The following is a 22,293-nucleotide window of genomic DNA, read 5'->3' as shown; positions in this document are numbered from 1 at the left end:
GTTGCATGAGGCTGATAAGCCGCAACGTGCTTTAGTATAACAGGCTGGTTTATGACGCGCAGGTGAAATTCCGCATTGCCTCTTGTCTTCACGAATCGCTCCGGGTAGAAACCGCCCACTTTCCCGGAAAACAAAGGAAGAAACGATGGCGATTGAACGCACTTTTTCGATGATCAAGCCGGACGCAACGAAGCGCAACCTGACGGGCGCCATCACCAAGGTTTTTGAAGACAACGGCCTGCGCGTCGTTGCCTCCAAGCGCGTATGGATGAGCAAGCGCGAAGCTGAAGGCTTCTACGCCGTGCACAAGGATCGCCCCTTCTTCGGCGAACTGGTGGAAGGCATGACCTCCGGCCCGACCGTCGTTCAGGTTCTGGAAGGCGAAAACGCCATCCTCAAGAACCGCGAACTGATGGGCGCCACCAACCCCGCCCAGGCTGCAGAAGGCACGATCCGCAAGCAGTTTGCCCTATCCATCGGCGAAAACTCGGTTCACGGCTCTGACGCCCCGGAAACTGCCGCTGAAGAAATCGCCTACTGGTTCTCTTCGACCGAAATCGTCGGCTGATTTCCAGCCCTCAATCTGGGCTGAAAAAGGCCGCTCGCGATTATCTGCGCGGGCGGCCTTTTCCGTTTAGGATCAGGCATCAGATTTCGGTGATGGATGCGAGATGCGCCAGCGCAGCTTCCACCCGGTTCTTGGCGTCTTCGGAAATGGGTAGAACAGGGCGCGGCGGTGCCGCTTCAAACAGGCCGAGGATCGCGCCTACAGCATACATAACTCGGAAGCTGCCATGCGCCTGGAAAAGTTGCCAGAGCGGCTCGAAACCCTTGTCGATTCTTGCCGCCTCGACCGCGTTGCCCTTTTGTGCAGCGCGTGTCAGCGCCAGGGCGGGCTTGGGAAGCAGCCCGGCAACCACGCTATACCAGGTATCTGCCCCGGCCAGCAGTGCCTCGCGCGCGCCCCAGTCTCCGCTATAACCAACCGCAAATGCTTCGGGCAGTCGACGGCGCAGGCTGGCAATCTCCGCCGCAAATCCACCATTGGCGGGTAGCGGCATCTTCACGGAAACAATTGTCGGCAGCTGCGACAGCCGCTCGATGAGATCGCCGGAGAAGGTAAAGCGGGTGGTCGTCGGGTTGTTGTAGATGACTAATGGCAGGTCGGTTGCACCCGCCACGGCTGCGAAATGCTGGTAAACCTCTTCCTCCGTCAGCGGCGTGTAGGAAACCGGCGCAAGCAGCAGGGCGGAAGCACCGCAGCTTGCGGCATCTCGGGCCAAAGCCTGCGCGTCATCCGTCCGCATAGCGCCGACGCCAACCAGAAGCGGAACTCGGTTTCCCACCGCATCGGCTGCGGCCTTCACTGCGCACCGTCTTTCTTCCCGTGTCAGAAATGCATAGGCTCCGGTGCTGCCCAACAGACCGATTGAGTCCACTTTTTCGGCAGCCAATCGTTCGGCGAGCCGGGCCACGGCAACACTGTCAACCCTCCCGGCTTCATCGGTCGGCGTTGGTGGAAATGCAGATAATCCTTCAAACATTGTGGTGATTCCCGAAAAAATATCATCATTTATGATGTATCAGGCTGCCCGAAGCCCGGCAATATACAGAGGGGGCGATCCTGTGCCGGAGATAGACTGACGGTGTCTCTGGCTGTGGCTGTGGCTGTGGCTGTGGATCTACTGCCACTTCGTCAGCGCCGCATCGTCGGCGTCGCGGGCGGCCACCCAGTCGCCTGCCTTGCCATCGGTGCTGTGTTCTTTCTTCCAGAAGGGCGCTGCGGTTTTCAGGAAATCCATGACGAAATTCGCGCCGTCAAAGGCGGCCTGCCGGTGGGAGGCCGCGGCAATGACCAGAACGATCTGGCCGCCGGGCTCGATCCGCCCGTGGCGGTGGATGGCGGTGAGGCCAAGAAGGTCGAATTTTTCGATGGCGAGGCCGGCAATGCGGCGCATCTCCGCCTCCGCCATGCCCGGGTAATGTTCCAGTTCCAGCGCGGCAAGCCGGTTGCCCTCGCTGCGGCAAAGCCCGGTAAAGGCAACCACGGCGCCGATATCGGTGCAACCGGCGGTCAAAGCTTCGGTTTCGATCGCGGTATCGAAATCCTCGCGCTGCACGCGAATGGTGGGCGCCACCATCTCAGCCACCGGTCATCGGCGGGAACAGGCCAATTTCGCGCGCGTCCGAAATCGGTTCGTGATGGTCCACATGTTCCTGATTGATGGCGATGCGGATCGCTTTCGGAAACTGAAAGGCCTCGGCGTAGTTTTCGCCAAGGCCAGTCAGATGGGCAATCAGGTCGGTGCCGGTCTTGACTGTATCCGGCAGGTCCAGCTCTTCCTCATCCTTGCCGATCCGCTCCCGCACCCAGGCGAAATAGACAAGCTTCACCATCTCATTCATCCACCATGTGTTTCAGGCCGGCCTTGAAGTAATCATAGCCTGTATACATGGTCAGAAGGGCGGCGATCCACAAGAGCGCGATGCCGATATGGGTGGTGTGCGGCAGCACCTTGTCGCCCGCCGGGCCAGCCAGCAGGAAGGCGAGCGCCAGCATCTGCACGGTAGTTTTCCATTTGGCGATGCGGGTGACCGGCACGCTCACCTTCAGTTCGGCCAGATATTCGCGGAGCCCTGAGACCAGGATTTCACGGCACAGAATGATGATGGCAGCCCAGAGCGACCAGCCTGCAATGGTTTTTTCCGTATCGGCGGCCATCAGGATCAGGCAGGTGGCGACCAACAATTTGTCGGCAATCGGGTCCAGCATGCGGCCGATATTCGAGGTCTGGTTCCAGATGCGGGCCAGATAGCCGTCGAAGAAATCAGTGATCGAGGCGACGACGAAAATGCCAAGCGCCGCCCAGCGGGCAAAATCCGTGCTCTGCAACTGACCTTCCAGAAAGAAGCAGACGACGATGAGGGGAACCGCCAGGATGCGGCCATAGGTCAGCAGATTGGGAATGCTATAAGTACGGGAGGCCATGATGCTCTATCTTTATGCGGTGCGGCGGAAGATGGCGGGGAAGGGGGGCAGACGTCAAGCCGGGAAAACCATAAAGTGGAAGTGGACGGCGGCAGTTTTATGATCGCAGGCCTTAATCCGTGCCGCTCTCATGGAAGTGATTGTAGATCTGCCGCGCCACGGCCTCGGAAATGCCGTCCACCGCCATAAGATCGCTGATCGCGGCGCGGGAAACGGCCTTGGCCGTGCCAAAATGCTGGAGCAGCGCCCGCTTGCGCGAAGGGCCGATGCCGCTGATCTCATCCAGCGGGTTCTTGACCATTTCCTTCTTGCGCCGCGCCCGGTGCGAGCCGATGGCAAACCGGTGCGCTTCGTCGCGCAGGCGCTGGATGAAATAGAGCACCGGATCGCGCGGCGGCAGGGAAAAATCCGGCTTGCCCGCCACGAAGAAGCGCTCGCGGCCTGCCTCGCGGTCCATGCCCTTGGCCACGCCGATGGCCGTTACGCAGTCCTCGATGTCCAGTTCCTTCAAAATTGCCCGCACGGCGGTCATCTGGCCCTGGCCGCCATCGATCAGGATCACGTCCGGCCAGGCGGGAAAGGCGGCGTCAGCGGCATCTTCCGGCAGGGGCTCGTTGCGATCCGGCTTGCCTTCTTCCTTCAGCAGCCTGGAAAAGCGCCGGGTCATCACCTCGCGCATCATTCCGAAATCGTCACCGGGGGTGATGTCGGTCGATTTGATGTTGAACTTGCGGTACTGGCTCTTCACGAAACCGTCCAACCCCGCCACCACCATGCCGCCCACGGCATTGGTCCCCATGATGTGGGAGTTGTCGTAGATCTCAATGCGGCGCGGCGTATAGGTGAGGTTGAAGGTCTCGGCAAAGCCCTTCAGCAACCGCGCCTGCGACGAGGTTTCCGCCAGCTTGCGCCCATGCGCCTCGCGGGCATTGGCCACGACATGATCCACCAGATCCTTCTTCTCACCGCGCTGCGGCACGAGGATCGTCACCTTGTTTCCGGCCTTTTCGGAAAAGGCGAGCGCCAGCAACTCCTGCTCTTCGACACTCTCCGACAGGAGGATCTGTTTCGGCACGGGCTTGTCGTCATAAAACTGCGCCAGAAAGGCGCTCAGCACCTCGGCGCTGGTAAATTGCGGATCGGCCTTCGGAAAATAGGCGCGGTTGCCCCAGTTCTGACCGGTCCGGAAGAAGAAGACCTGAATACAGGTCAGCCCGCCCTCGTGATGGACGGCAAAAATATCGGCCTCTTCCACGCCCGCCGGATTGATGCCCTGATGGCTCTGCACATGCGAGAGGCCTGCCAACCGGTCGCGAAAAACGGCAGCGCGCTCGAAATCCAGATCTTCCGCAGCCTCGTTCATGGCCTTTGCCATGGCTTCCTTGACGTTCTGGCTCTTGCCGGAAAGAAAATCCTTGGCCTGCTTCACCAGCAAGCCATAATCCGCATCGCTGATTTCATGGGTACACGGGCCGGAACAGCGCTTGATCTGGTAGAGAAGGCAAGGCCGGGTTCGGGTTTCGAACACGCTGTCGGTACAGGTGCGCAGCAGAAAGGCGCGCTGCAGGGAGTTGATGGTGCGGCCCACGGCGCTGGCCGAGGCAAAGGGGCCGAAATAATCCCCCTTTCGGGCCCGTGCGCCACGATGCTTGTAAATGGCGGGTGCGCGGCCATCGCCGGTAATCAGGATATAGGGAAAGCTCTTGTCATCGCGCAGCAGCACGTTGAAGCGCGGGCGCAGCCGCTTGATGAGATTGGCTTCCAGAAGCAGCGCCTCCACCTCGGTGCGGGTGGTGACGAATTCCATATGCACGGTTTCCCGCACCATGCGGGAGAGGCGGTTGGAGTGCACGCGGCCTTGCGCATAATTGCTGACGCGCTTCTTCAGGCTGCGGGCCTTGCCCACGTAAAGCACATCGCCCGCCGCGTTCAGCATGCGGTAGACGCCGGGGCTGTTGGGCAGTTTCTTGACGAATTCGGCGATCAGCTCGGCCCCGGTGAGGCCGGTATCGCTGAGGCTGTCTTCCGTCCATTCAATGCTCGGCAGGAGAGGCGCGCTCTCGATGGCGAGATCGTCGTCCTCCTCTTCCGTGCCATCATAGAGAATGCCGCCTTCCGGCTGCCTTCCTCCGTTCATTCCGCAATCTCCACACCATTCGCGCCCGGCCAAATCAGGTGCTGACCGCCATCGAGCGTGATCATTTGGCCCGTCATCGAGGGTGTGTCAAAAAGAAAGCGAATGCTGCGGCCGAATTCATCCAGCGACGGACCGCGCTTCAAAGGCACACTGTCGATCTGGGCCTGGAAATCCTCCTGCAATTGCCGCTCACTTTTCAAGGTAGGGCCGGGGCCGATGGCATTGACGCGCACGCGCGGTGCAAAGGCCTGGGCCATGGTGCGCGTGGCTGTCCAGAGCGTCGATTTCGATATCGTATAGGAAAAGAAAGTCGGTTTCAGCGCCAGCACCCGCTGATCGATGATATTGACGATCAGCCCTTCCTGCATATCCGGCAATTGCCGCAGAAAGCGATCCGCCAGAAGTGCTGGCGCCCGCACATGAATATCGAAATGCATGGCGAATCGTTCGGCGTCGAAGGCGTCGGCATTGTCCTCCGCAAAAATCGAGGCATTGTTGACCAGAAGCCCGATCGGGCCGAGCGCTGCATGCGCCCGCTCCAGCAACGTCCCCGTTTCCTCGAGATCGCGCAGATCCGCCTTGAAGGCTGCGGCAGTGGCGCCCTTTGCCCGAAGCGCCATGGCCAGCGCCTCGGCCTCCTCCAGCGAGGTATTGGCGTGAATGGCAACGGCAAAGCCATGGGCGGCAAGGTCTTCGGCAATGGCTCGGCCCAGGCGCTTGGCCGAGCCGGTAATAAGAGCAGTTTTCGCAATGGGGGAAGACAAGCAGAACTCTCCGTCAATGGTAAAGGTCATATAATGCATCGCAAGCCCGGTGGAAGAGCCGCACAGGCTGAAAGGGACCTGTAGAGTGCAGGGCGCTCTGCAACTATTAAAATCTATCGGGATAATCTGCCATTCGGATCAATCAGGGTAGAAAATAATAGCGGGCCGGATTCACCCTTTCAGCCTTCATCCATGGCGGGGATCCTTTTTCTCCTGAATTTCCAAGTATTAAAGATATGAACGGCAGTAAGAAGAAATTTACGAAAAATTAGGGTTAACAATTACCCTGTTGCAGGTAAGCAACGTCTCATTTTTGCCTGCCGCTTGCCGCAAAGAATTCACATTTCGGCTCTTTCAATTCCGTATTTGCAGCCCATTTTGATACACAAGCGAGCAGGAAATGTCCTGCAAGTGTCCGGGCCAGATGAGACGATGTTCGCCGGTGGCACGGGTGAAGCGGCAGAGCAGGGGACATGGTGGTCCCACTGACCCGCAAGAGATGAAATGGAAGTTTTTGACCGCTCCCGGGTGAAAAGCTTCAGAAGGAGAATTGGTATGCGTACTCTCGTTATGATTTTGCTGGCTTCTTCGGCTGGTCTTTCTTTCGTCACTGGCGCTCAGGCAGCTGACGCCGTCATGCAGGTGCCGGAAGCTCCGGCAGCCGTCGATACCCCGGCCCCGACCGGTTGGGCAGGCGCCTATGTCGGCGGCGCCGGTTCCTACACCGCTGGCCGTTCGCATGGCAGCGATTTCAGCGCCCGCGCTTTCGGCGGTCAGGTCTATGGCGGCTACAATCTCCAGAACGACAAGATCGTCTACGGCGCTGAAGCCGATGTCGGTTATTCCGGTCAGGATTCGGTTTCCGGCGCTGGTCTGAAGGGTAAGGAAGGCTGGAACGGCTCCGTTCGCGGTCGCGTCGGCTACGATCTGAGCCCCTTCATGGTTTATGGCACGGCCGGTGTTGCTGCTGCTGACACCAAGATTTCCGGTGCTACCGGTTCCGACAGCAAGACCCCGCTCGGCTACACGGTCGGCGCTGGTGTTGAAGCTCAGGTAACCAACAACATCACCGCCCGTGTCGAGTATCGTTACACCGACTACCAGAACAAGGACTACGATATCGGTGGTTCCAAGGTATCGCGCGGCTTTGACGATCATTCCGTCCGCGTCGGTATGGGCGTGAAGTTCTGATTGATCGGATAGAGTACCGAAAAAAGCCGGGCAGTCGCCCGGCTTTTTTTGTTTTGTTGAAGTTTCATACCAAGGCTCGAAGATGCTAACGCATCCTCGCCTTGAAAGAATTTCGAATATCTCAAATGCATCAAGGGCTTGAGATATTCGAAAGGGGAATACGAAGAGTCATTTTCAATGACTCTTCGTATCAGGCCTGCGGCCGCAGCAACTGATAGTTTTCGAACTTCTTGGCAAACAGCGAGGGCCATTCCGCTAGCGCCACATGGCCGTTTTCCCATTCGCCGGGGAAGCGCAGCATCAGGTAGCCCATCATGCCTGCCATGGCGAAATGGCCGCCATGCAGCTTCTTGCCGGTCTTGGGCATATGGGCTTCGAGATGGTCCAGGCCACGCGTCACCTTTTCCCATTGCCGGTCGATCCAGGGCTGATGCACCTTTTCCGGCGGGCGGAAGCGCTTTTCATACATGATCGCCACCAGACTGTCGGCAATGCCGTCGCACAGGGCTTCGAGAAGCTCGGCTTCGGTGCGCTTCTCATCCTTCTTCGGATAGAGCTTGCCGCCGGAAAGCCGGTCGAAATAATGCATGATCGAGCGGCTGTCGAAAATGCCCTGGCCCGCATCCGTCACCAGAGCGGGGATCTTGCCGAGCGGGTTGGCCGCGATCAGTTCCGCCGGGTTGGCGGTGGTATCGACCTTGATCGCCTCGATTGTCAGGCCGAGATGGCTGGCAGCCATGCGCACCTTGGCGGAATAGGGAGAGGCGGGAGAATAGAGCAGTTTCATGTTCTTACTCTTGGGCTTTTGTTGACATTCATTCTTCCCCCCGCAGCCAGAAGCAGCGCTGCGAGGCAAAACGGTCTTCCGCCAGGATCTGCTTGAGCTCCGGCAGCAGGCTGTGCAACTCATCCTTCAGGGTGAAGGGCGGGTTGACGATGATCAGGCCGGTGCCGGAAAGCCCCGTGCTATCGCGGTCGCTTTTCACCGACAGTTCGGCGCAGAGGATTTTCGGAATGCCGGTTTCCTTCAGCGCCTCGTGAAAGGCTGCAATCGGTGCGCCGCGCTTGATAGGATACCAGAGGCAATAGACCCCGGTGGAAAAGCGCCGCCAGGCTTTCGACAGTCCCTCGACCAGCCGTTCATACTCGCCCTCCACCTCGAAAGGCGGATCCACCAGCACGATGCCACGCTTTTCCTTGGGCGGCAGATGCGCGCCCAGCGCCAGCCAGCCGTCCAGTTCGGTGATGCGCGCCTGGAAATCGCCTTCGAACAGCCGGTAGAGGGCGCGGTAATCCTGCGGATGTAGTTCCATGGCCGAAAGCCGGTCCTGCGGGCGCAGCAGCATGCGGGCAAGCTTGGGCGAGCCGGGATAAAGCGCAACGCCGCCTTGCGGGTTCAGCATCCGCACGGCATCGAGATAGGGCGCAAGCAGTTCGGCGCTCCTTGCGGAGAGATCGGCGCTCAGAAGCTTGCCGATCCCGCCCTGCCACTCGCCGGTCTTCTGCGCTTCTTCGCTGGAGAGATCGTAAAGGCCGATGCCCGCATGGGTGTCGAGCAGGCGGAAAGCCTTGTCCTTCTGCTGAAGATAGACGATCAGCCGCGCCAGGATGGCATGTTTCAGCACATCGGCGAAATTGCCTGCGTGGTAGATGTGGCGGTAATTCATAAGCCGTTCCGATGCATGTCATGAAATCTCGCGATGGGCCTTTTGGGCACGGCGGCATTGGCCTATAAATCCATCCATGAACATCATGAATCCCATCCGCAAATCCTCCCTTGGTCATACGGCCTGTCCGCATGACTGTCCATCCACCTGCGCGCTGGACGTTGATCTGACGGCGGAGGGACGCGTTGGCCGTGTGCGCGGCGCGGCGGACAACAGCTACACCGCTGGCGTGATCTGCGCCAAGGTGGCTCGCTATGCAGAGCGGCTTTATCATCCCGACCGGCTGATGAAGCCAATGAAGCGCAAGGGTGCGAAGGGAGAGGGCGCCTGGCAGGAGATTGCCTGGGACGCTGCGCTGGACGAGATTGCCGAGGCCTTTCTCAAGGCCGAGGCAGCCCATGGCAGCGAGGCGGTCTGGCCCTATTTCTACGCGGGCACCATGGGACTGGTGCAGCGCGATTCCATCGAGCGGCTGCGCCATGCCAAGCGCTATTCCGGCTTTTTCGGCTCCATCTGCACCAATACGGCCTGGACGGGCTATGTGATGGGCACCGGCACCCTGCGTGGACCGGACCCGCGGGAAATGGCGGTCTCCGATTGCATCGTCATCTGGGGCACCAATGCGGTGGCGACGCAGGTCAATGTCATGACCCATGCAGTCAAGGCCCGCAAGGAGCGCGGCGCCAGGATCGTCGTCATCGACGTCTATGACAATCCGACCATGAAACAGGCCGATCTCGGCCTGATCCTCAAGCCCGGCACGGATGCGGCGCTGGCCTGCGCCGCCATGCATATTGCTTTCCGCGACGGCTATGCCGACCGGGCCTATATGGCGAAATACGCCGACGACCCGGCGGGGCTAGAAGCACATCTTCAGACGAAGACGCCGGAATGGGCCGCCGGGATCACCGGCCTTTCGGTGGAGGAGATCGAAACCTTCGCGCGGCTTGTGGGCACGACGAAGAAGAGCTTCTTCCGTCTTGGCTATGGCTTCACCCGCAGCCGAAATGGCGCAGTCTCCATGCACGCGGCCCTGTCGCTCGCCACCGTTCTCGGCAGCTGGCAATATGAGGGCGGCGGGGCTTTTCATTCCAACAGTGATATTTTCGGCCTCAACAAGGCCGAACTTATGGGAACGGCTTTTGTCGATCCTGAGATCCGCATGCTCGATCAATCGCAGATTGGCCGGGTGCTGACGGGTGACGCGGAAGCGCTTCGCCATCGCGGCCCGGTGGCGGCCATGCTGATCCAGAACACCAATCCGGTCAATGTCGCGCCCGAGCAGCGGCTGGTGAAGCAGGGCTTTCTGCGCCCAGACCTGTTCGTTGCCGTGCATGAGCAGTTCATGACCGAGACGGCGGAACTGGCCGATCTGGTGCTGCCCGCCACCATGTTCGTGGAGCATGACGATATCTATCGCGGCGGCGGCCAAAGCCATATCCTGCTGGGTCCGAAGCTGGTGGAGCCGCCGGAGACGGTGCGCAGCAATCTCTTCGTCATCGAGGAACTGGCGAAACGCCTGGGCGTGGCGGATCGGCCGGGCTTCGGTCTGAGCGCGCGCGACCATATCGAGCATATTCTCGCCGCCAGCGGCAGGCCGGATCTTTCCTTCTTCGAGGCGGAGAAATGGCTGGATTGCCAGCCCGCCTTTGAAGAGGCGCATTATCTGAACGGCTTTGCCCATCCCGACGGCAAATTCCGTTTCCGGCCGGATTGGGAGAGGACGCCCGCGCCAAACAAGCCGCCCGCGCGGCTGGGCTCGCTCGGGCCAGTATCGGCTCTGCCGGTGTTTCCCGATCAGGTGAATGTCATCGAACTGGCCGATGACGAGCATCCCTTCCGCCTAGTGACCTCTCCGGCGCGCAACTTCCTCAACTCCACCTTTGCCGAGACGAAGACCTCCGTGGCCAAGGAGGGCAGGCCGGAAGTGATGATCGCGCCGCAGGATGCCGCCCGCCTGGGCATTGCCGAGGGCGATATCGTCCGCCTTGGCAATCGGCGCGGCGTGCTGCGCATCCATGCCCGCATCACCGAGGCAGTGAAGCCGGGCGTGCTGGTGGCGGAAGGGCTCTGGCCCAACAAAGCCCATCTCGATGGCGAAGGTATCAACGTGCTGACCGGCGGGGATGCCGTCGCCCCGCATGGCGGCGCGGCTTTCCACGACAACAAGGTCTGGTTGGAGAAAGCGACCGCATGAAAATTGCCGATGAAAAGCGCATCGAGATCGTCGAGGACAAGACCCTGTGGAAGGGCTGGAGCCATCTGCGCAAGCTGGTCTTCGATTATCGCAAGCAGGATGGCGAAACCGCGCGGCTGAGCTGGGAGGTGTTCGACCGGGGCCATGCGGTGGCGGTGCTGCTCTACCACGCCGGGCGCGGCACGACGCTGCTGGTGCGGCAGTTTCGCATGCCGGCCCATATCATGGGCGATACGCCCTTTCTGCTGGAAGTGCCCGCCGGCATGACCGATGGCGAGGAAACCGAAAAGGCCGCCCGCCGGGAAGTGCTGGAAGAGACGGGCTATGCGGTCAAGACGTTGAAATTCCTGTTCTCCTCCTACATGTCGCCGGGGGCGGTGACGGAGAAGCTGCACTTTTACGCAGCAGAGGTGACGGACGCCGAAAAGGTCGCCGCAGGGGGCGGCCTTGCAGAAGAAAACGAGGATCTGGAACTGGTGGAACTGCCGCTATCACAGGCGATTGCCATGATCGACAGCGGCGAGATCGTCGATGCCAAAACGATCATGCTGCTGCAATGGGCGGCGCTTCACCTCTAACGCAGATGATGCCTTAAAATATTCTTAGATTTCAGTCGGAAAATCGCTGCGTTTTTTCTGAAATGCTCAAAGCTTTTCAGCCGCTGATCAGAAAATCCTTTGCATCGGCGGCAAAGGCGCTGCGTTCCACCTTGCCGTCGGCGGTCATACGCACGCGGCCTTCGGCCACCAGCGTCAGCGCCAGCGGATAGCTGCGGTGTTCGACGGTGAGCACGCGGGCGGCAAGGCTGTCGGCGGTGTCGGTGGGCAGGATGGGCACGGCGGCCTGGGTGACGATCGGGCCTTCGTCCATGCCTTCGGTTACGAAATGCACTGTGCAGCCGGCAAGCTTCATGCCCGCGTCCAGCGCCCGCTGATGGGTGTGGAGGCCGGGAAACAGCGGCAGCAGGGATGGATGGATATTGAGAATCCGGCCCTGATAAGGGCGGATGAAGTCAGGCGAGAGCAGCCGCATGTAACCGGCAAGGCAGATGAGATCCGGCTGGACCGCATCGAGCGCGGCCAGGATGGCGGCTTCATGGGCGGCCTTGTCCGCATACGCTTTGCGAGGGAAGGCCTGAGCGGCAATGCCAAGCTCACGCGCCTTTGCAAGGCCGCCTGCCTCCGGTTTGTCGGAGAAGACCGCGACGATTTCAGCGGGAAAATCCGCCTGCTCGCAGGCCTTGGCAAGAGCCAGCATGTTGGAGCCGCCGCCGGAAATCAGCACCGCGACGCGTTTGCGGGGGCCGGTCATAGGGCGAGCGTGCCCTTGTAGATCGTGCCATGGGCGCCGTCTTCCCGCGCCACCATCCGGCCAAGGCGCATGACGGTTTCGCCTTCGCCAGCCAGCACGGCGGAAACCTCTTCGGCCTTGTCGGCGGGCACCACGACGATCATGCCAACGCCGCAGTTGAAGGTGCGCAGCATTTCATTCTGCGCCACGCCGCCGGTCTTGGCTAGCCACGAGAAGACCGGCGGAACCGGGATGGCCGACAGATCGATTTCCGCCGCCAGATGCTTGGGCAGCACGCGCGGAATGTTTTCAGGAAAACCGCCGCCGGTGATATGGGCAAGCGCCTTCAGGGCCCTGGTTTCGCGGATCGCCTTCAGGAGCGGCTTCACATAGATGCGGGTCGGCGTCAAAAGGGCGGTGCCGAGCGAAATCCCGGCATCGGCAAACGGGGCCTGCGCCTCCCAGGTGAGGCCGGACAGGCCGACGATCTTGCGCACCAGCGAATACCCGTTGGAATGAACGCCCGAAGAGGCAAGGCCCAGAATGACATCGCCTTCGGCAATATCGCCCGCCGGCAGCAATTCGCCGCGCTCGGCGGCGCCGACCGCAAAACCGGCGAGATCATAATCGCCGCCTGCATACATGCCCGGCATTTCCGCCGTCTCGCCGCCGATCAGCGCGCAGCCTGCCTCACGGCAGCCGCTGGCAATGCCGCCGACAATGGCCGCACCCTGATCCGGATCCAGCTTTCCGGTGGCGAAGTAATCGAGGAAGAGCAGGGGTTCAGCCCCCTGAACCACCAGATCGTTCACGCACATGGCGACGAGGTCGATGCCCACCGTATCGTGGAGATTGGCGTCGATGGCGATCTTCAGCTTGGTGCCGACACCGTCATTGGCGGCCACCAGGATCGGGTCCTTGAAGCCTGCGGCCTTGAGGTCGAACAGGCCGCCGAAGCCGCCGATTTCGCCATCCGCGCCAGGGCGGCGGGTGGAGCGCACGGCAGGCTTGATCTTCTCGACCAGCAGGTTTCCGGCATCGATATCGACACCGGCGTCGCTGTAGGTCAGGCCGTTCTTGCCGTGCTCGCTCATCATGCGTCTCCCAGGCTCAGAATAGAAATCCAACAGAATAGGCGGAGAAAGCGCGCCCGTGAGCGAAAGCCCGCCGGAGGCGCTTCGGCCTTTGGCGCTGCCCTTCGCACGAAGACGGCGCGGTTTCAAGCGGCTGGCCTGCAAAACATGGCTTTTCCGCGCTTTTCACGGCTTCTCCCATGCTGTTCTCGATGCCCGCCTTGACCGCTGGGGAAAGCGCACTTTATCTCTCGTGGAAACCTCTTTGGAAGGAATGGAACATGGATAAACGCGTCAGCGGCTCGGTCCTGTGGCGGCAGGTGCTTTTTGCACTGGCGACGCTGGCGGTGATCGTCGTCTTTCTTTTCCTGTTCAGTTCCGTCCTGCTGCCTTTCGTTGCGGGCATGGCGCTCGCCTATTTCCTGGATCCGGTGGCGGACCGGCTGCAAAAGCTCGGCCTCTCCCGGCTCATGGCCACCATCGTCATTCTGACGTCCTTTGTCGTTGTGTTCGCGCTGTCGCTGATGATCATCATTCCGGTGCTGGTCACCCAGCTCAATGATTTCATCAGCAATGTGCCGGGCTATGTCAGCCAATTGCAGACGCTGATCACCAAATCCAATACCTGGCTGCCGAAGTGGCTGAACAACCAGATCGCCGGGCAGATGACGGCGATCAAGGGCAATTTTTCCCGTTATCTGGCCGAGGGCGCCGGTTTCATCGGCACGCTGCTGTCGCAGATCTGGAATTCCGGCAAGGCGCTGCTCGATATCCTGTCGCTGCTGGTGGTGACGCCGGTCGTCGCCTTTTACCTGCTGCTTGACTGGGACCGGATGATGGACAAGCTGGATAGCCTCATCCCGCGCAATCAGGTGGGTGCGGTCCGGGAAATCGCCCGCGATATGAACCGCACCATTGCCGGTTTCGTGCGCGGCCAGGGCTCGCTCTGCCTCATTCTCGGCATCTATTATGCGCTGGGCCTTTCGATCATCGGCATCAATTTCGGCCTGCTGATCGGCTTTTTCTCCGGCATGATCAGCTTCATTCCCTATGTTGGCTCCACCGTGGGGCTGCTGCTGGCGCTCGGCGTGGCAACGGTTCAGTACTGGCCGGATTACATCTATGTGGTGATCACCGCCGTGTTCTTCTTTTCCGGCCAGTTTCTGGAAGGCAATGTGCTGCAACCGAAGCTCGTCGGCTCCAGCGTTGGCCTGCATCCGGTCTGGCTGATGTTTGCGCTGTTTGCCTTCGGCGCGCTCTTCGGTTTTCTGGGGGTTCTGGTGGCGGTGCCGTGCTCGGCGGCCATTGGCGTGCTTGTTCGCTTTGCCGTGAAACGGTATCTTAACAGCGATCTTTACTACGGCGAACCGGCGACCATGATCGAAGAGGTTCGCCCTCCCGTGATTTCAGAGAAGTGAATGCGTGATATCAACAAGGGGGCGGCGCGTCGCACATCGGGCGAACAATTGCCGCTGGCATTTGCCCATCAACCCGCCTCCGGGCGGGAGGATCTGCTCGTGTCCGAACGTCTGGCGGCAGCCGTCGCCATTATCGATTCCTGGCCGGAATGGCCTTCTCCGGTGGTCATCCTCACCGGGCCGCAGGGCTCCGGCAAATCGCATCTGGCGGAGGTGTGGCGCAGCGAAAGCGGAGCGTCGGACATCCTGCCGCTTTCGGGCAGCAATGCTTCGGTCAAGGCGGGCGAGGGGCCGGTCTTGTTCGAGGATGCCGACCGGGCCGGCTTCGATGAGGTCGAGCTTTTCCACGTCATCAACAGCGTGCGCCAGCATGGCACCAGCCTGCTGATGACCTCGCGCAGTTGGCCGCTCTCCTGGAATGTCGCGCTGCCGGATCTGCGCTCGCGCCTCAAGGCGGCAACGCTGGTGGAAATTGGAGAGCCGGACGAGGCGCTGTTGTCGCAGGTGATTTTCAAGCTGTTTTCCGACCGGCAGCTTTCGGTGGATGACCGGATCATTGCCACCATCGTCAGCCGTATGGAACGCTCGCTGGCGGCGGCGCAGGAGGTGGTGGAGCGTATCGACAGGCTGGCGCTGGCGCGGCGTGCCCGCATTACCCGGGCGCTGGCGCTGGAGGTTCTGGCCGAGATGAATCCCGTTGATGACAGCCGGGGGGAATAACGCATCGTTCGTCACAGGAACGTCGTGTTGCTGTTATAAATCGCACGGAAGAATCGGGAATTTTTCGGGGAAGGAAGATTATGGACGGCGTGGCAACCGAGGCAGTCGCGGGCGAAATGGCGGAGAACGAACCGCGTGAGGATCTGCTCACCAGCCCCAGCCGGTTCATCAATCGCGAATTTTCCTGGCTGCAATTCAACCGCCGTGTGTTGGAAGAAACGCTGAACACCGCCCATCCGCTTCTGGAGCGCGTGCGGTTTCTTTCCATTTCCGCCGCCAACCTCGATGAGTTCTTCATGGTCCGCGTTGCGGGTCTGGAAGGCCAGGTGCGCCAGGGCATTGCGGTGAAGAGCCCCGATGGCAGGACGCCCGCCGAGCAGCTTGAGGACATTCTCAAGGAAATCGACAATCTACAGATGGAGCAGCAGGCTTCGCTCGCCGTGCTGCAACAATATCTCGCCAAGGAAGACATTCTGATTGTGCGCCCGGCAGCACTTTCGGATGAGGATCGCGCCTGGCTGGAAGGTGAGTTCGAGCAATCGATCTTTCCGGTGCTGACGCCGCTTTCCATCGATCCGGCGCATCCGTTCCCCTTCATTCCCAATCTCGGCTTTTCCATGGGGCTGCAATTGCTCAGCCTGCGCGGCAAGGAGCCGATGACGGCGCTTTTGCGCCTGCCGACGACGCTGGACCGCTTCATCCGCCTGCCGGATGACAAGACCACCATTCGCTACATCACGCTGGAAGACGTGGTGGGCATGTTCATTCACCGGCTCTATCCCGGCTATGAGGTCAAGGGCTACGGCACGTTCCGCATTATCCGCGACAGCGATATCGAGGTGGAGGAAGAGGCGGAAGATCTGGTGCGCTTCTTCGAAACCGCGCTGAAGCGCCGTCGCCGGGGCTCGGTGATCCGCATCGAGACGGATTCGGAAATGCCGGCGGCGCTGCGCCAGTTCGTGGTGGAGCAGCTTGGCGTGCCGGACAATCGCGTGGCCGTGTTGCCGGGTCTTCTGGCGCTCAACACCATGTCGGAAATCACCAAGGCGCCGCGGGAGGATCTGCGCTTCGAACCTTACAATGCCCGCTTTCCCGAGCGTGTGCGCGAGCATATGGGCGATTGCCTGGCTGCCATCCGCGAAAAGGACATGGTGGTGCATCACCCCTATGAAAGCTTCGATGTGGTGGTGCAGTTCCTCATTCAGGCTGCGCGCGACCCGGACGTGCTGGCGATCAAGCAGACGCTCTACCGCACCTCCAATGACAGCCCGATCGTGCGGGCGCTGATCGATGCCGCAGAGGCCGGTAAATCCGTGACGGCGCTGGTGGAGCTGAAGGCGCGGTTTGACGAAGAGGCCAATATCCGCTGGGCGCGTGACCTGGAGCGGGCGGGCGTGCAGGTGGTCTTCGGCTTCATCGAACTGAAGACCCACGCCAAGATGTCGATGGTGGTGCGGCGCGAGGATGGCAAGCTGCGCACCTATTGCCATATCGGCACCGGCAATTACCACCCGATCACGGCGAAGATCTATACGGACCTGTCCTTCTTCACCTGCAATCCGAAGATCGCCCACGACATGGCCAATGTCTTCAACTTCATCACCGGCTATGGCGAGCCGGAGGAAAATATGAAGCTCGCCGTTTCGCCCTATACGCTGAGAACCCGCATTCTCAAGCATATCGATGAGGAAATCCGCAATGCCAGCGAGGGCAAGCCCTCCGGCATCTGGATGAAGATGAATTCGCTGGTCGATCCCGAGATTATCGATGCCCTCTATCGCGCCAGCCAGGCGGGCGTGGAGGTGGATCTCGTGGTGCGCGGCATCTGCTGCCTCAGGCCGAAAGTGCCGGGGCTTTCCGAAAATATCCGCGTCAAATCCATTGTCGGGCGCTTCCTGGAGCACAGCCGCATCTTCTGCTTTGCCAATGGTCATCGGCTGCCCTCGGAAAAGGCGCTGGTCTATATCGGCTCGGCCGACATGATGCCGCGCAATCTCGACCGCCGCGTGGAAACGCTGGTGCCGCTCGTCAATCCCACCGTGCATGAGCAGGTTCTGTCACAGATCATGCTTGGCAATCTGATTGACAACCAGCAGAGCTACGAGATATTGCCCGATGGAACCTCCAGGCGCATGGATGTTCGACCCGGTGAGGAACCTTTCAACGCGCAACACTATTTCATGACCAATCCCAGCCTGTCAGGCCGGGGAGAAGCATTGAAATCGAGCGCGCCGAAGCTGATCGCCGGGCTCATTTCGGGCCGGAAGTAAGCATACGGATATTCATGACCCAATCAGAAGCGCAGGGGCGTTTGCCCGGCATAGCCCCGGTTTCCGTTGTCGATATCGGTTCCAATTCCATTCGACTGGTGATCTATGAGGGGCTTGCCAGAGCCCCGACCATTCTCTTCAACGAGAAGGTGCTGTGCGGCCTTGGCAAGGGTCTGGCCACCACCGGCCGGATGGATGACGAGGGCGTGCAGCGGGCGCTGGCCGCCTTGCGGCGCTTCCATGCGCTGTCGAAACAGGCGCGCGCCGTGTCCATGCATGTGCTGGCGACGGCGGCGGCGCGCGAGTCGGAAAACGGTCCGGCTTTCATTGCCGAGGCCAGCCGCATTCTCGATCATGACATTCGGGTGCTGACGGGCGAGGAAGAGGCGCTCTATTCCGCCTATGGCATCGTTAGCGGCTTTCACGATGTGGATGGCATTGCCGGTGATCTCGGTGGCGGCTCGCTGGAACTGGTGGATATTTCCGGCAAGCAGATCGGCAAGGGCATTACGCTGCCGCTGGGCGGCTTGCGGCTTTCCGAACAATCGGGCGGCGTGCTGGAAAAGGCGCGCGCCATAGCCCGCAAGCATGTGAAGGACGCCGCCCTGCTGAAGAAGGGCAAAGGCCGCGTTTTCTACGCCGTGGGCGGCACCTGGCGCAATATTGCCAAACTGCACATGGAAATCCGCGATTACCCGCTGCACATGATGCAGGGCTATGAATTGCCGCTCGGGGAAATGCTGCTGTTTCTCGATGAAATCATCTCCGGCGTGGCCGCCAAGACAGCCGCCTGGCAGACGATTTCCAAAAGCCGCCGGGCTTTGATGCCCTTTGGCGCCGTGGCCATGCGCGAAGTGCTGGATGCCATGCAGCCCGCGACCATCTGCTTTTCCGCGCAAGGCGTGCGTGAAGGCTATCTCTATTCGCTGATGAGCGAGGAGGAGAGGGCGCTGGACCCGCTGCTTGAGGCCGCCGATGAACTGGCGATCCTGCGCGCCCGCTCGCCCGAACATGCGCGGGAACTGGCCCGCTGGACCGGGCGGATGATGCCGCTGTTCGATGTGAGCGAAACCGAAGAGGAAGCGCGCTACCGGCAGGCGGCCTGCCTGCTGGCGGATATCAGCTGGCGCGCGCATCCGGATTATCGCGGGTTGCAGGCGCTGAACCTGATTGCCCATTCTTCCTTTGTCGGCATTACCCATCCGGGCCGGGCCTTTATTGCGCTTGCCAACTACTACCGCTTCGAAGGCTTGCATGATGACGGGCAGACCGGGCCGTTGGCAACGATTGCCACGCAGCACTTTCTGGACCGGGCAAAGCTTCTGGGCGGGCTGTTGCGCGTCGTCTATCTGTTTTCGGCGTCCATGCCCGGCGTGGTCGACCACCTTTTCTTCGAACGCTCAAGCCGCAGCGATCTCGATCTCGAATTCGTGGTGCCGAAGGGCTATGGCGATTTTGCCGGCGAACGGCTTGATGGACGCTTGCAGCAACTGGCAAAGCTGACGGGGAAGCGTCTCGCTTTCCGGTTCGAGTAGTTTCATTTGTTTTTTCTTATATACGAGAAGGCCAGATTCCGCTTTTTCCGTATATTCTCTAAGCCTTGCCGCTGGCCAGCGCCCGGCGAAAGGCATCCAGCGTTTCGGCGCTGACATAATGTTCGATGCCTTCGGCGTCGATGCGGGCGGTGCGCTCATCGACGCCGAGCATTTTCAGGAAGGCCTCGACGATCTCGTGGCGCTCGCGGCTTTCGCGGGCAAGCTTTTCACCGGCCTCAGTCAGAAAGACGCCGCGATAGGGCTTGCGGGAGATGAGCCCGCTTTCGGAGAGCCGCGCCAGCATCTTGGCCACCGTCGGCTGCGCCACCCCCAGCCGCTCGGCAATATCCACCTGCCGGGCTTCCTGGCCCTCGGCGATCAGATCGGCAATCAGCTCGACATAATCCTCCACCAGCGCGGCGCGCTGCGCTTCCCGCGTCTGGCGAAAGCCCTCGCAATGCTCTTCGGCTTCGGGAAGCGCGCTGCGACGGGAGTTATTCTGCAGATTGCGCGCCACCGGCCCTTCCTCGCTTCGTTGTGCTTCCCTTGGCCTATAACAATCCTTGGCTCGCTTGAACAGCTTAAGCGATGGCTTTCCAAGGTTGCATTCTTTTTATAAAGCCCCTGCAATGAATTATAGCCTATTGCATAATTCTTGAAATCGCGGCAGATTGTTGCAAATCATTCTCAACAAGGTTTTTGCAATGACGCAGTCGCAGATGGGGACCATGGCAGAGCAGGGCTGGAAATTCACCGGATCCGTACCGGACCGGGAAAGTCTGTCGGAAGTGCATGCCAGTGTCCGGGTGCCGAAGAGCGGATCCTGGGTGCGCAAGCTCTTTGCCTTTGCCGGGCCGGGTTACATGGTGTCCGTGGGCTATATGGATCCGGGCAACTGGGCCACCGATATCGCCGGTGGGTCGGCCTTCGGCTACACGCTGCTGTCGGTGATCATGCTGTCCAATCTCATGGCGATCCTGTTGCAAGCGCTGTCAGCGCGGCTGGGCATCGCCACGGGGCGCGATCTGGCGCAGGCCTGCCGCGATCACTATTCGCCGCCGGTACGCATCTGTTTGTGGATTGCCTGCGAACTGGCCATTATTGCCTGCGATCTGGCGGAAGTGATCGGCACGGCGATTGCGCTGCAGCTGCTTTTCGGCATTCCGCTGGTGATCGGTGCGGTGATCACGGCGCTCGATGTTTTCCTGCTGCTTCTGTTGATGAACAAGGGTTTCCGCTTTCTGGAAGCTTTCGTGGTCTCGCTGCTGTCGATCATCGCGCTCTGTTTCATCGTCCAGATCGCCATGGCGCAGCCGCCGATTGCCGAAGTGCTGAACGGCTTCATTCCGAAGAGCGAGATCCTCACCAACAAGGAGATGCTCTATGTGGCGATCGGCATTATCGGCGCCACGGTGATGCCGCATAATCTCTATCTGCATTCCTCCATCGTCCAGACCCGCGCCTATGAGCGCAATGACGAGGGCAGGCGAGAGGCTATCCGCTGGGCAACGGTGGACAGCACCGTGGCGCTGATGCTGGCGCTGTTCGTCAACGCTGCCATTCTCATCGTCGCGGCGGGCGTTTTCCATGCCAAGGGCCATACGGATGTCGCGGAAATCGAGCAGGCGCACCAGATGCTGTCGCCGCTGCTCGGCTTTGCCATTGCTTCGACGCTGTTTGCCGTGGCGCTGCTCGCTTCGGGCATCAATTCCACGGTCACGGCAACGCTTGCCGGGCAGATCGTCATGGAAGGGTTCCTGCGGCTTCGAATTCCCGATTGGGCGCGCCGCCTGATCACCCGCAGCCTTGCGATCATTCCAGTGGTTGTCGTCACCTATCTTTACGGTGACAAGGGCACGGCGGAACTTCTGGTGCTGAGCCAGGTGGTGCTGTCCATGCAATTGCCCTTTGCTGTGGTGCCGCTGATCAGCTTCGTCACCGACAAACGCAAGATGGGCCGGTTCGTGATTTCAAAGCCCGTGGCGGTGCTGGCCTGGGTGGTGGCGGCCATCATCATCGCGCTGAATATCAAACTGCTGTGGGATACGTTCAGCGGTTAATGATATCCGTAGCCAACAGGTCGCCCCAATCAGCGCGGCGGGCGGCCTTGAAGGCCTCGCCGTCGCGACGGCTCAGCATCACTTCGGCAAGCTGCCCGTCGCTCTCACAGAGTTTCAGCCGGGCAACGCCGCCGGCAATGCGCGGCGGCATCAGCACCCGCGCACCTTTGATGGTGGCGGGCTTGCGAGCAGCGGCGATGAAGATGTATTTCTCGTCTTCCCACGGCACCTCTCCCTGCTTGACCTGCCGGTGCAGACGCGAACGCGCGACGCGGCGGGAGAAATGGCACCAGTCCGATCCGTGTACAGGACAGGCGGCGTTATGGGTGCAGGGCGCCAGGATATGCGCCCCTTGATCGATGAGTGTCTGTCGGGCCACGAGAATGCGTTGAAAGCCCGCCGGGGTGCCGGGTTCGATGATGGCGATCACATCCCCCGTCATGGCCCAGAGCCTGGTCGTGACCTTTGCCACCGCATCCACCGGCAATTCATCGAGCACATAGGCCAGCGTGACGAGATCGGCTGGGGGCAGGGCTGGCAGGTTGCGGGTTATATCGCCCGCCTGCCAGTCGCATGCAAAAGGCAGGGCTGCGGAGAGTGTCTCTCCGACTTTGCGAATGGCTGGGCTTGCCTCCACCAAGGTTGCCCTTTCCAGCCCGTCCCAGCAATCGCTGGTGGCCCACAGCGCGGTGCCGGGGCCTGAGCCGACATCCAGCAGCGTCTTCGGCGCAAAATCGCTGCGGCTTTCCGCAACGGCTTCCAAGGCGGCGCGCACGGCGGCAAAGGTCGCGGGCAGGCGGGCGGCCAGATAGGCCTTTGCGGCCAGATCGTCGCCAATATGCAAGACCCCATCCCGCACCTCACGGCGATAGCGGCTGGACAGCCGCTCCGCCGCCTTCATCAGCGGCTCAAGCGGCTGGTTTTCAAGCAGGCGCTCCACGGCGCTTTTCAAGGAGGCGGGCAGTTCCACGACGAAGTTCCA

21 protein-coding genes are annotated in these 22,293 nt (G+C 60.7%); 9 read left to right on the top strand and 12 right to left on the bottom strand.

What is annotated here, in order from left to right; genetic code table 11:
• Positions 1–145: 145 nt before the first annotated feature.
• Complete coding sequence (gene ndk, locus QO005_RS02240) at positions 146–568, top strand: nucleoside-diphosphate kinase (protein WP_027486096.1); 423 nt, start codon at positions 146–148, stop codon at positions 566–568.
• Between the two features lie 79 nt (positions 569–647).
• Here ndk and QO005_RS02235 read toward each other — a convergent pair whose 3' ends face one another.
• The 6 genes from QO005_RS02235 to QO005_RS02210 all read right to left on the bottom strand — a co-directional run bounded on the left by QO005_RS02235 (position 648) and on the right by QO005_RS02210 (position 5,920).
• Positions 648–1,544 (bottom strand): dihydrodipicolinate synthase family protein, encoded by an 897-nt coding sequence (locus QO005_RS02235; protein ID WP_307156326.1) that lies wholly within the window; start codon positions 1,542–1,544, stop codon positions 648–650.
• A gap of 138 nt (positions 1,545–1,682) precedes the next feature.
• Entirely contained in the window at positions 1,683–2,141 is a 459-nt protein-coding gene (locus tag QO005_RS02230) for a molybdenum cofactor biosynthesis protein MoaE (protein ID WP_307156325.1), read from the bottom strand.
• A 1-nt stretch (position 2,142) separates the two neighbouring features.
• Complete coding sequence (gene moaD / locus QO005_RS02225; RefSeq protein WP_307156324.1) at positions 2,143–2,397, bottom strand: molybdopterin converting factor subunit 1; 255 nt, start codon at positions 2,395–2,397, stop codon at positions 2,143–2,145.
• Between the two features lies 1 nt (position 2,398).
• A complete protein-coding gene (gene pgsA, locus QO005_RS02220) occupies positions 2,399–2,989 on the bottom strand; it encodes a CDP-diacylglycerol--glycerol-3-phosphate 3-phosphatidyltransferase (RefSeq protein ID WP_307156323.1) in 591 nt (196 codons plus the stop codon).
• Between the two features lie 112 nt (positions 2,990–3,101).
• Positions 3,102–5,126 (bottom strand): excinuclease ABC subunit UvrC, encoded by a 2,025-nt coding sequence (gene uvrC, locus QO005_RS02215; RefSeq protein WP_307156322.1) that lies wholly within the window; start codon positions 5,124–5,126, stop codon positions 3,102–3,104.
• Positions 5,123–5,920: an SDR family oxidoreductase gene (locus QO005_RS02210; protein WP_307156321.1), complete on the bottom strand. Its 798-nt coding sequence runs from the start codon at positions 5,918–5,920 to the stop codon at positions 5,123–5,125. Before QO005_RS02210 ends, uvrC begins: the two co-directional genes overlap by 4 nt.
• Before the next feature lie 525 nt (positions 5,921–6,445).
• Here QO005_RS02210 and QO005_RS02205 point away from each other — a divergent pair.
• A complete protein-coding gene (locus QO005_RS02205; RefSeq protein ID WP_307156320.1) occupies positions 6,446–7,081 on the top strand; it encodes an outer membrane protein in 636 nt (211 codons plus the stop codon).
• Positions 7,082–7,271: 190 nt separating this feature from the next.
• Here QO005_RS02205 and QO005_RS02200 read toward each other — a convergent pair whose 3' ends face one another.
• Together QO005_RS02200 and QO005_RS02195 are read right to left on the bottom strand one after the other, a co-directional pair.
• Positions 7,272–7,868: a glutathione S-transferase gene (locus tag QO005_RS02200; protein ID WP_307156319.1), complete on the bottom strand. Its 597-nt coding sequence runs from the start codon at positions 7,866–7,868 to the stop codon at positions 7,272–7,274.
• 28 nt (positions 7,869–7,896) lie between these two features.
• The gene (locus QO005_RS02195; RefSeq protein WP_307156318.1) at positions 7,897–8,748 is read right to left on the bottom strand and encodes a 23S rRNA (adenine(2030)-N(6))-methyltransferase RlmJ; all 852 of its coding nucleotides are present in this window, start codon (positions 8,746–8,748) and stop codon (positions 7,897–7,899) included.
• A 76-nt stretch (positions 8,749–8,824) separates the two neighbouring features.
• Between QO005_RS02195 and QO005_RS02190 the strand changes: the two genes are divergently transcribed.
• Positions 8,825–10,945: a molybdopterin-containing oxidoreductase family protein gene (locus tag QO005_RS02190; RefSeq protein WP_307156317.1), complete on the top strand. Its 2,121-nt coding sequence runs from the start codon at positions 8,825–8,827 to the stop codon at positions 10,943–10,945.
• Positions 10,942–11,523 carry an NUDIX domain-containing protein gene (locus QO005_RS02185; RefSeq protein ID WP_307156316.1) on the top strand — a complete coding sequence of 194 codons (582 nt, stop codon included), beginning with the start codon at positions 10,942–10,944 and terminating at the stop codon, positions 11,521–11,523. The genes QO005_RS02190 and QO005_RS02185 overlap by 4 nt, the downstream gene beginning before the upstream one ends.
• A 76-nt stretch (positions 11,524–11,599) precedes the next feature.
• Here the strand turns inward: QO005_RS02185 and purN are convergent, their stop codons facing one another.
• Positions 11,600–12,256 carry a phosphoribosylglycinamide formyltransferase gene (gene purN / locus QO005_RS02180; protein ID WP_307156315.1) on the bottom strand — a complete coding sequence of 219 codons (657 nt, stop codon included), beginning with the start codon at positions 12,254–12,256 and terminating at the stop codon, positions 11,600–11,602.
• Positions 12,253–13,329 (bottom strand): phosphoribosylformylglycinamidine cyclo-ligase, encoded by a 1,077-nt coding sequence (purM, locus tag QO005_RS02175; RefSeq protein WP_307156581.1) that lies wholly within the window; start codon positions 13,327–13,329, stop codon positions 12,253–12,255. Before purM ends, purN begins: the two co-directional genes overlap by 4 nt.
• 260 nt (positions 13,330–13,589) lie before the next feature.
• On the opposite strand from purM, the gene QO005_RS02170 reads away from it, so the two are divergent.
• The 4 genes from QO005_RS02170 (at position 13,590) to ppx (ending at position 19,251) form a co-directional block, all read left to right on the top strand.
• On the top strand, positions 13,590–14,726 hold the full coding sequence (locus tag QO005_RS02170) for an AI-2E family transporter (RefSeq protein WP_307156314.1): 1,137 nt from the start codon (positions 13,590–13,592) through the stop codon (positions 14,724–14,726).
• Positions 14,727–15,446 carry a DnaA regulatory inactivator HdaA gene (hdaA, locus tag QO005_RS02165; RefSeq protein ID WP_307156313.1) on the top strand — a complete coding sequence of 240 codons (720 nt, stop codon included), beginning with the start codon at positions 14,727–14,729 and terminating at the stop codon, positions 15,444–15,446.
• 80 nt (positions 15,447–15,526) lie between these two features.
• The gene (locus tag QO005_RS02160) at positions 15,527–17,716 is read left to right on the top strand and encodes an RNA degradosome polyphosphate kinase (protein WP_307156312.1); all 2,190 of its coding nucleotides are present in this window, start codon (positions 15,527–15,529) and stop codon (positions 17,714–17,716) included.
• A gap of 14 nt (positions 17,717–17,730) precedes the next feature.
• Positions 17,731–19,251 (top strand): exopolyphosphatase, encoded by a 1,521-nt coding sequence (ppx, locus tag QO005_RS02155; protein WP_307156311.1) that lies wholly within the window; start codon positions 17,731–17,733, stop codon positions 19,249–19,251.
• Between the two features lie 58 nt (positions 19,252–19,309).
• Here the strand turns inward: ppx and mntR are convergent, their stop codons facing one another.
• Positions 19,310–19,768 carry a manganese-binding transcriptional regulator MntR gene (gene mntR, locus QO005_RS02150; protein ID WP_307156310.1) on the bottom strand — a complete coding sequence of 153 codons (459 nt, stop codon included), beginning with the start codon at positions 19,766–19,768 and terminating at the stop codon, positions 19,310–19,312.
• 202 nt (positions 19,769–19,970) lie between these two features.
• Here mntR and QO005_RS02145 point away from each other — a divergent pair, with 202 nt between their 5' ends.
• Positions 19,971–21,311: an Nramp family divalent metal transporter gene (locus QO005_RS02145; protein ID WP_307156580.1), complete on the top strand. Its 1,341-nt coding sequence runs from the start codon at positions 19,971–19,973 to the stop codon at positions 21,309–21,311.
• Here the strand turns inward: QO005_RS02145 and QO005_RS02140 are convergent.
• Positions 21,301–22,281 (bottom strand): small ribosomal subunit Rsm22 family protein, encoded by a 981-nt coding sequence (locus tag QO005_RS02140; RefSeq protein ID WP_307156309.1) that lies wholly within the window; start codon positions 22,279–22,281, stop codon positions 21,301–21,303. The two genes, QO005_RS02145 and QO005_RS02140, sit on opposite strands and share 11 nt — an antisense overlap.
• Positions 22,282–22,293: the final 12 nt, after the last annotated feature.

Source organism: Allorhizobium paknamense, from assembly GCF_030815125.1.
In the GTDB taxonomy this organism is placed as follows: Bacteria; Pseudomonadota; Alphaproteobacteria; order Rhizobiales; family Rhizobiaceae; genus Allorhizobium; species Allorhizobium paknamense.
Note: the sequence above shows the minus strand (reverse complement) of the source record. Positions and strands in the feature narration are given on the sequence as shown.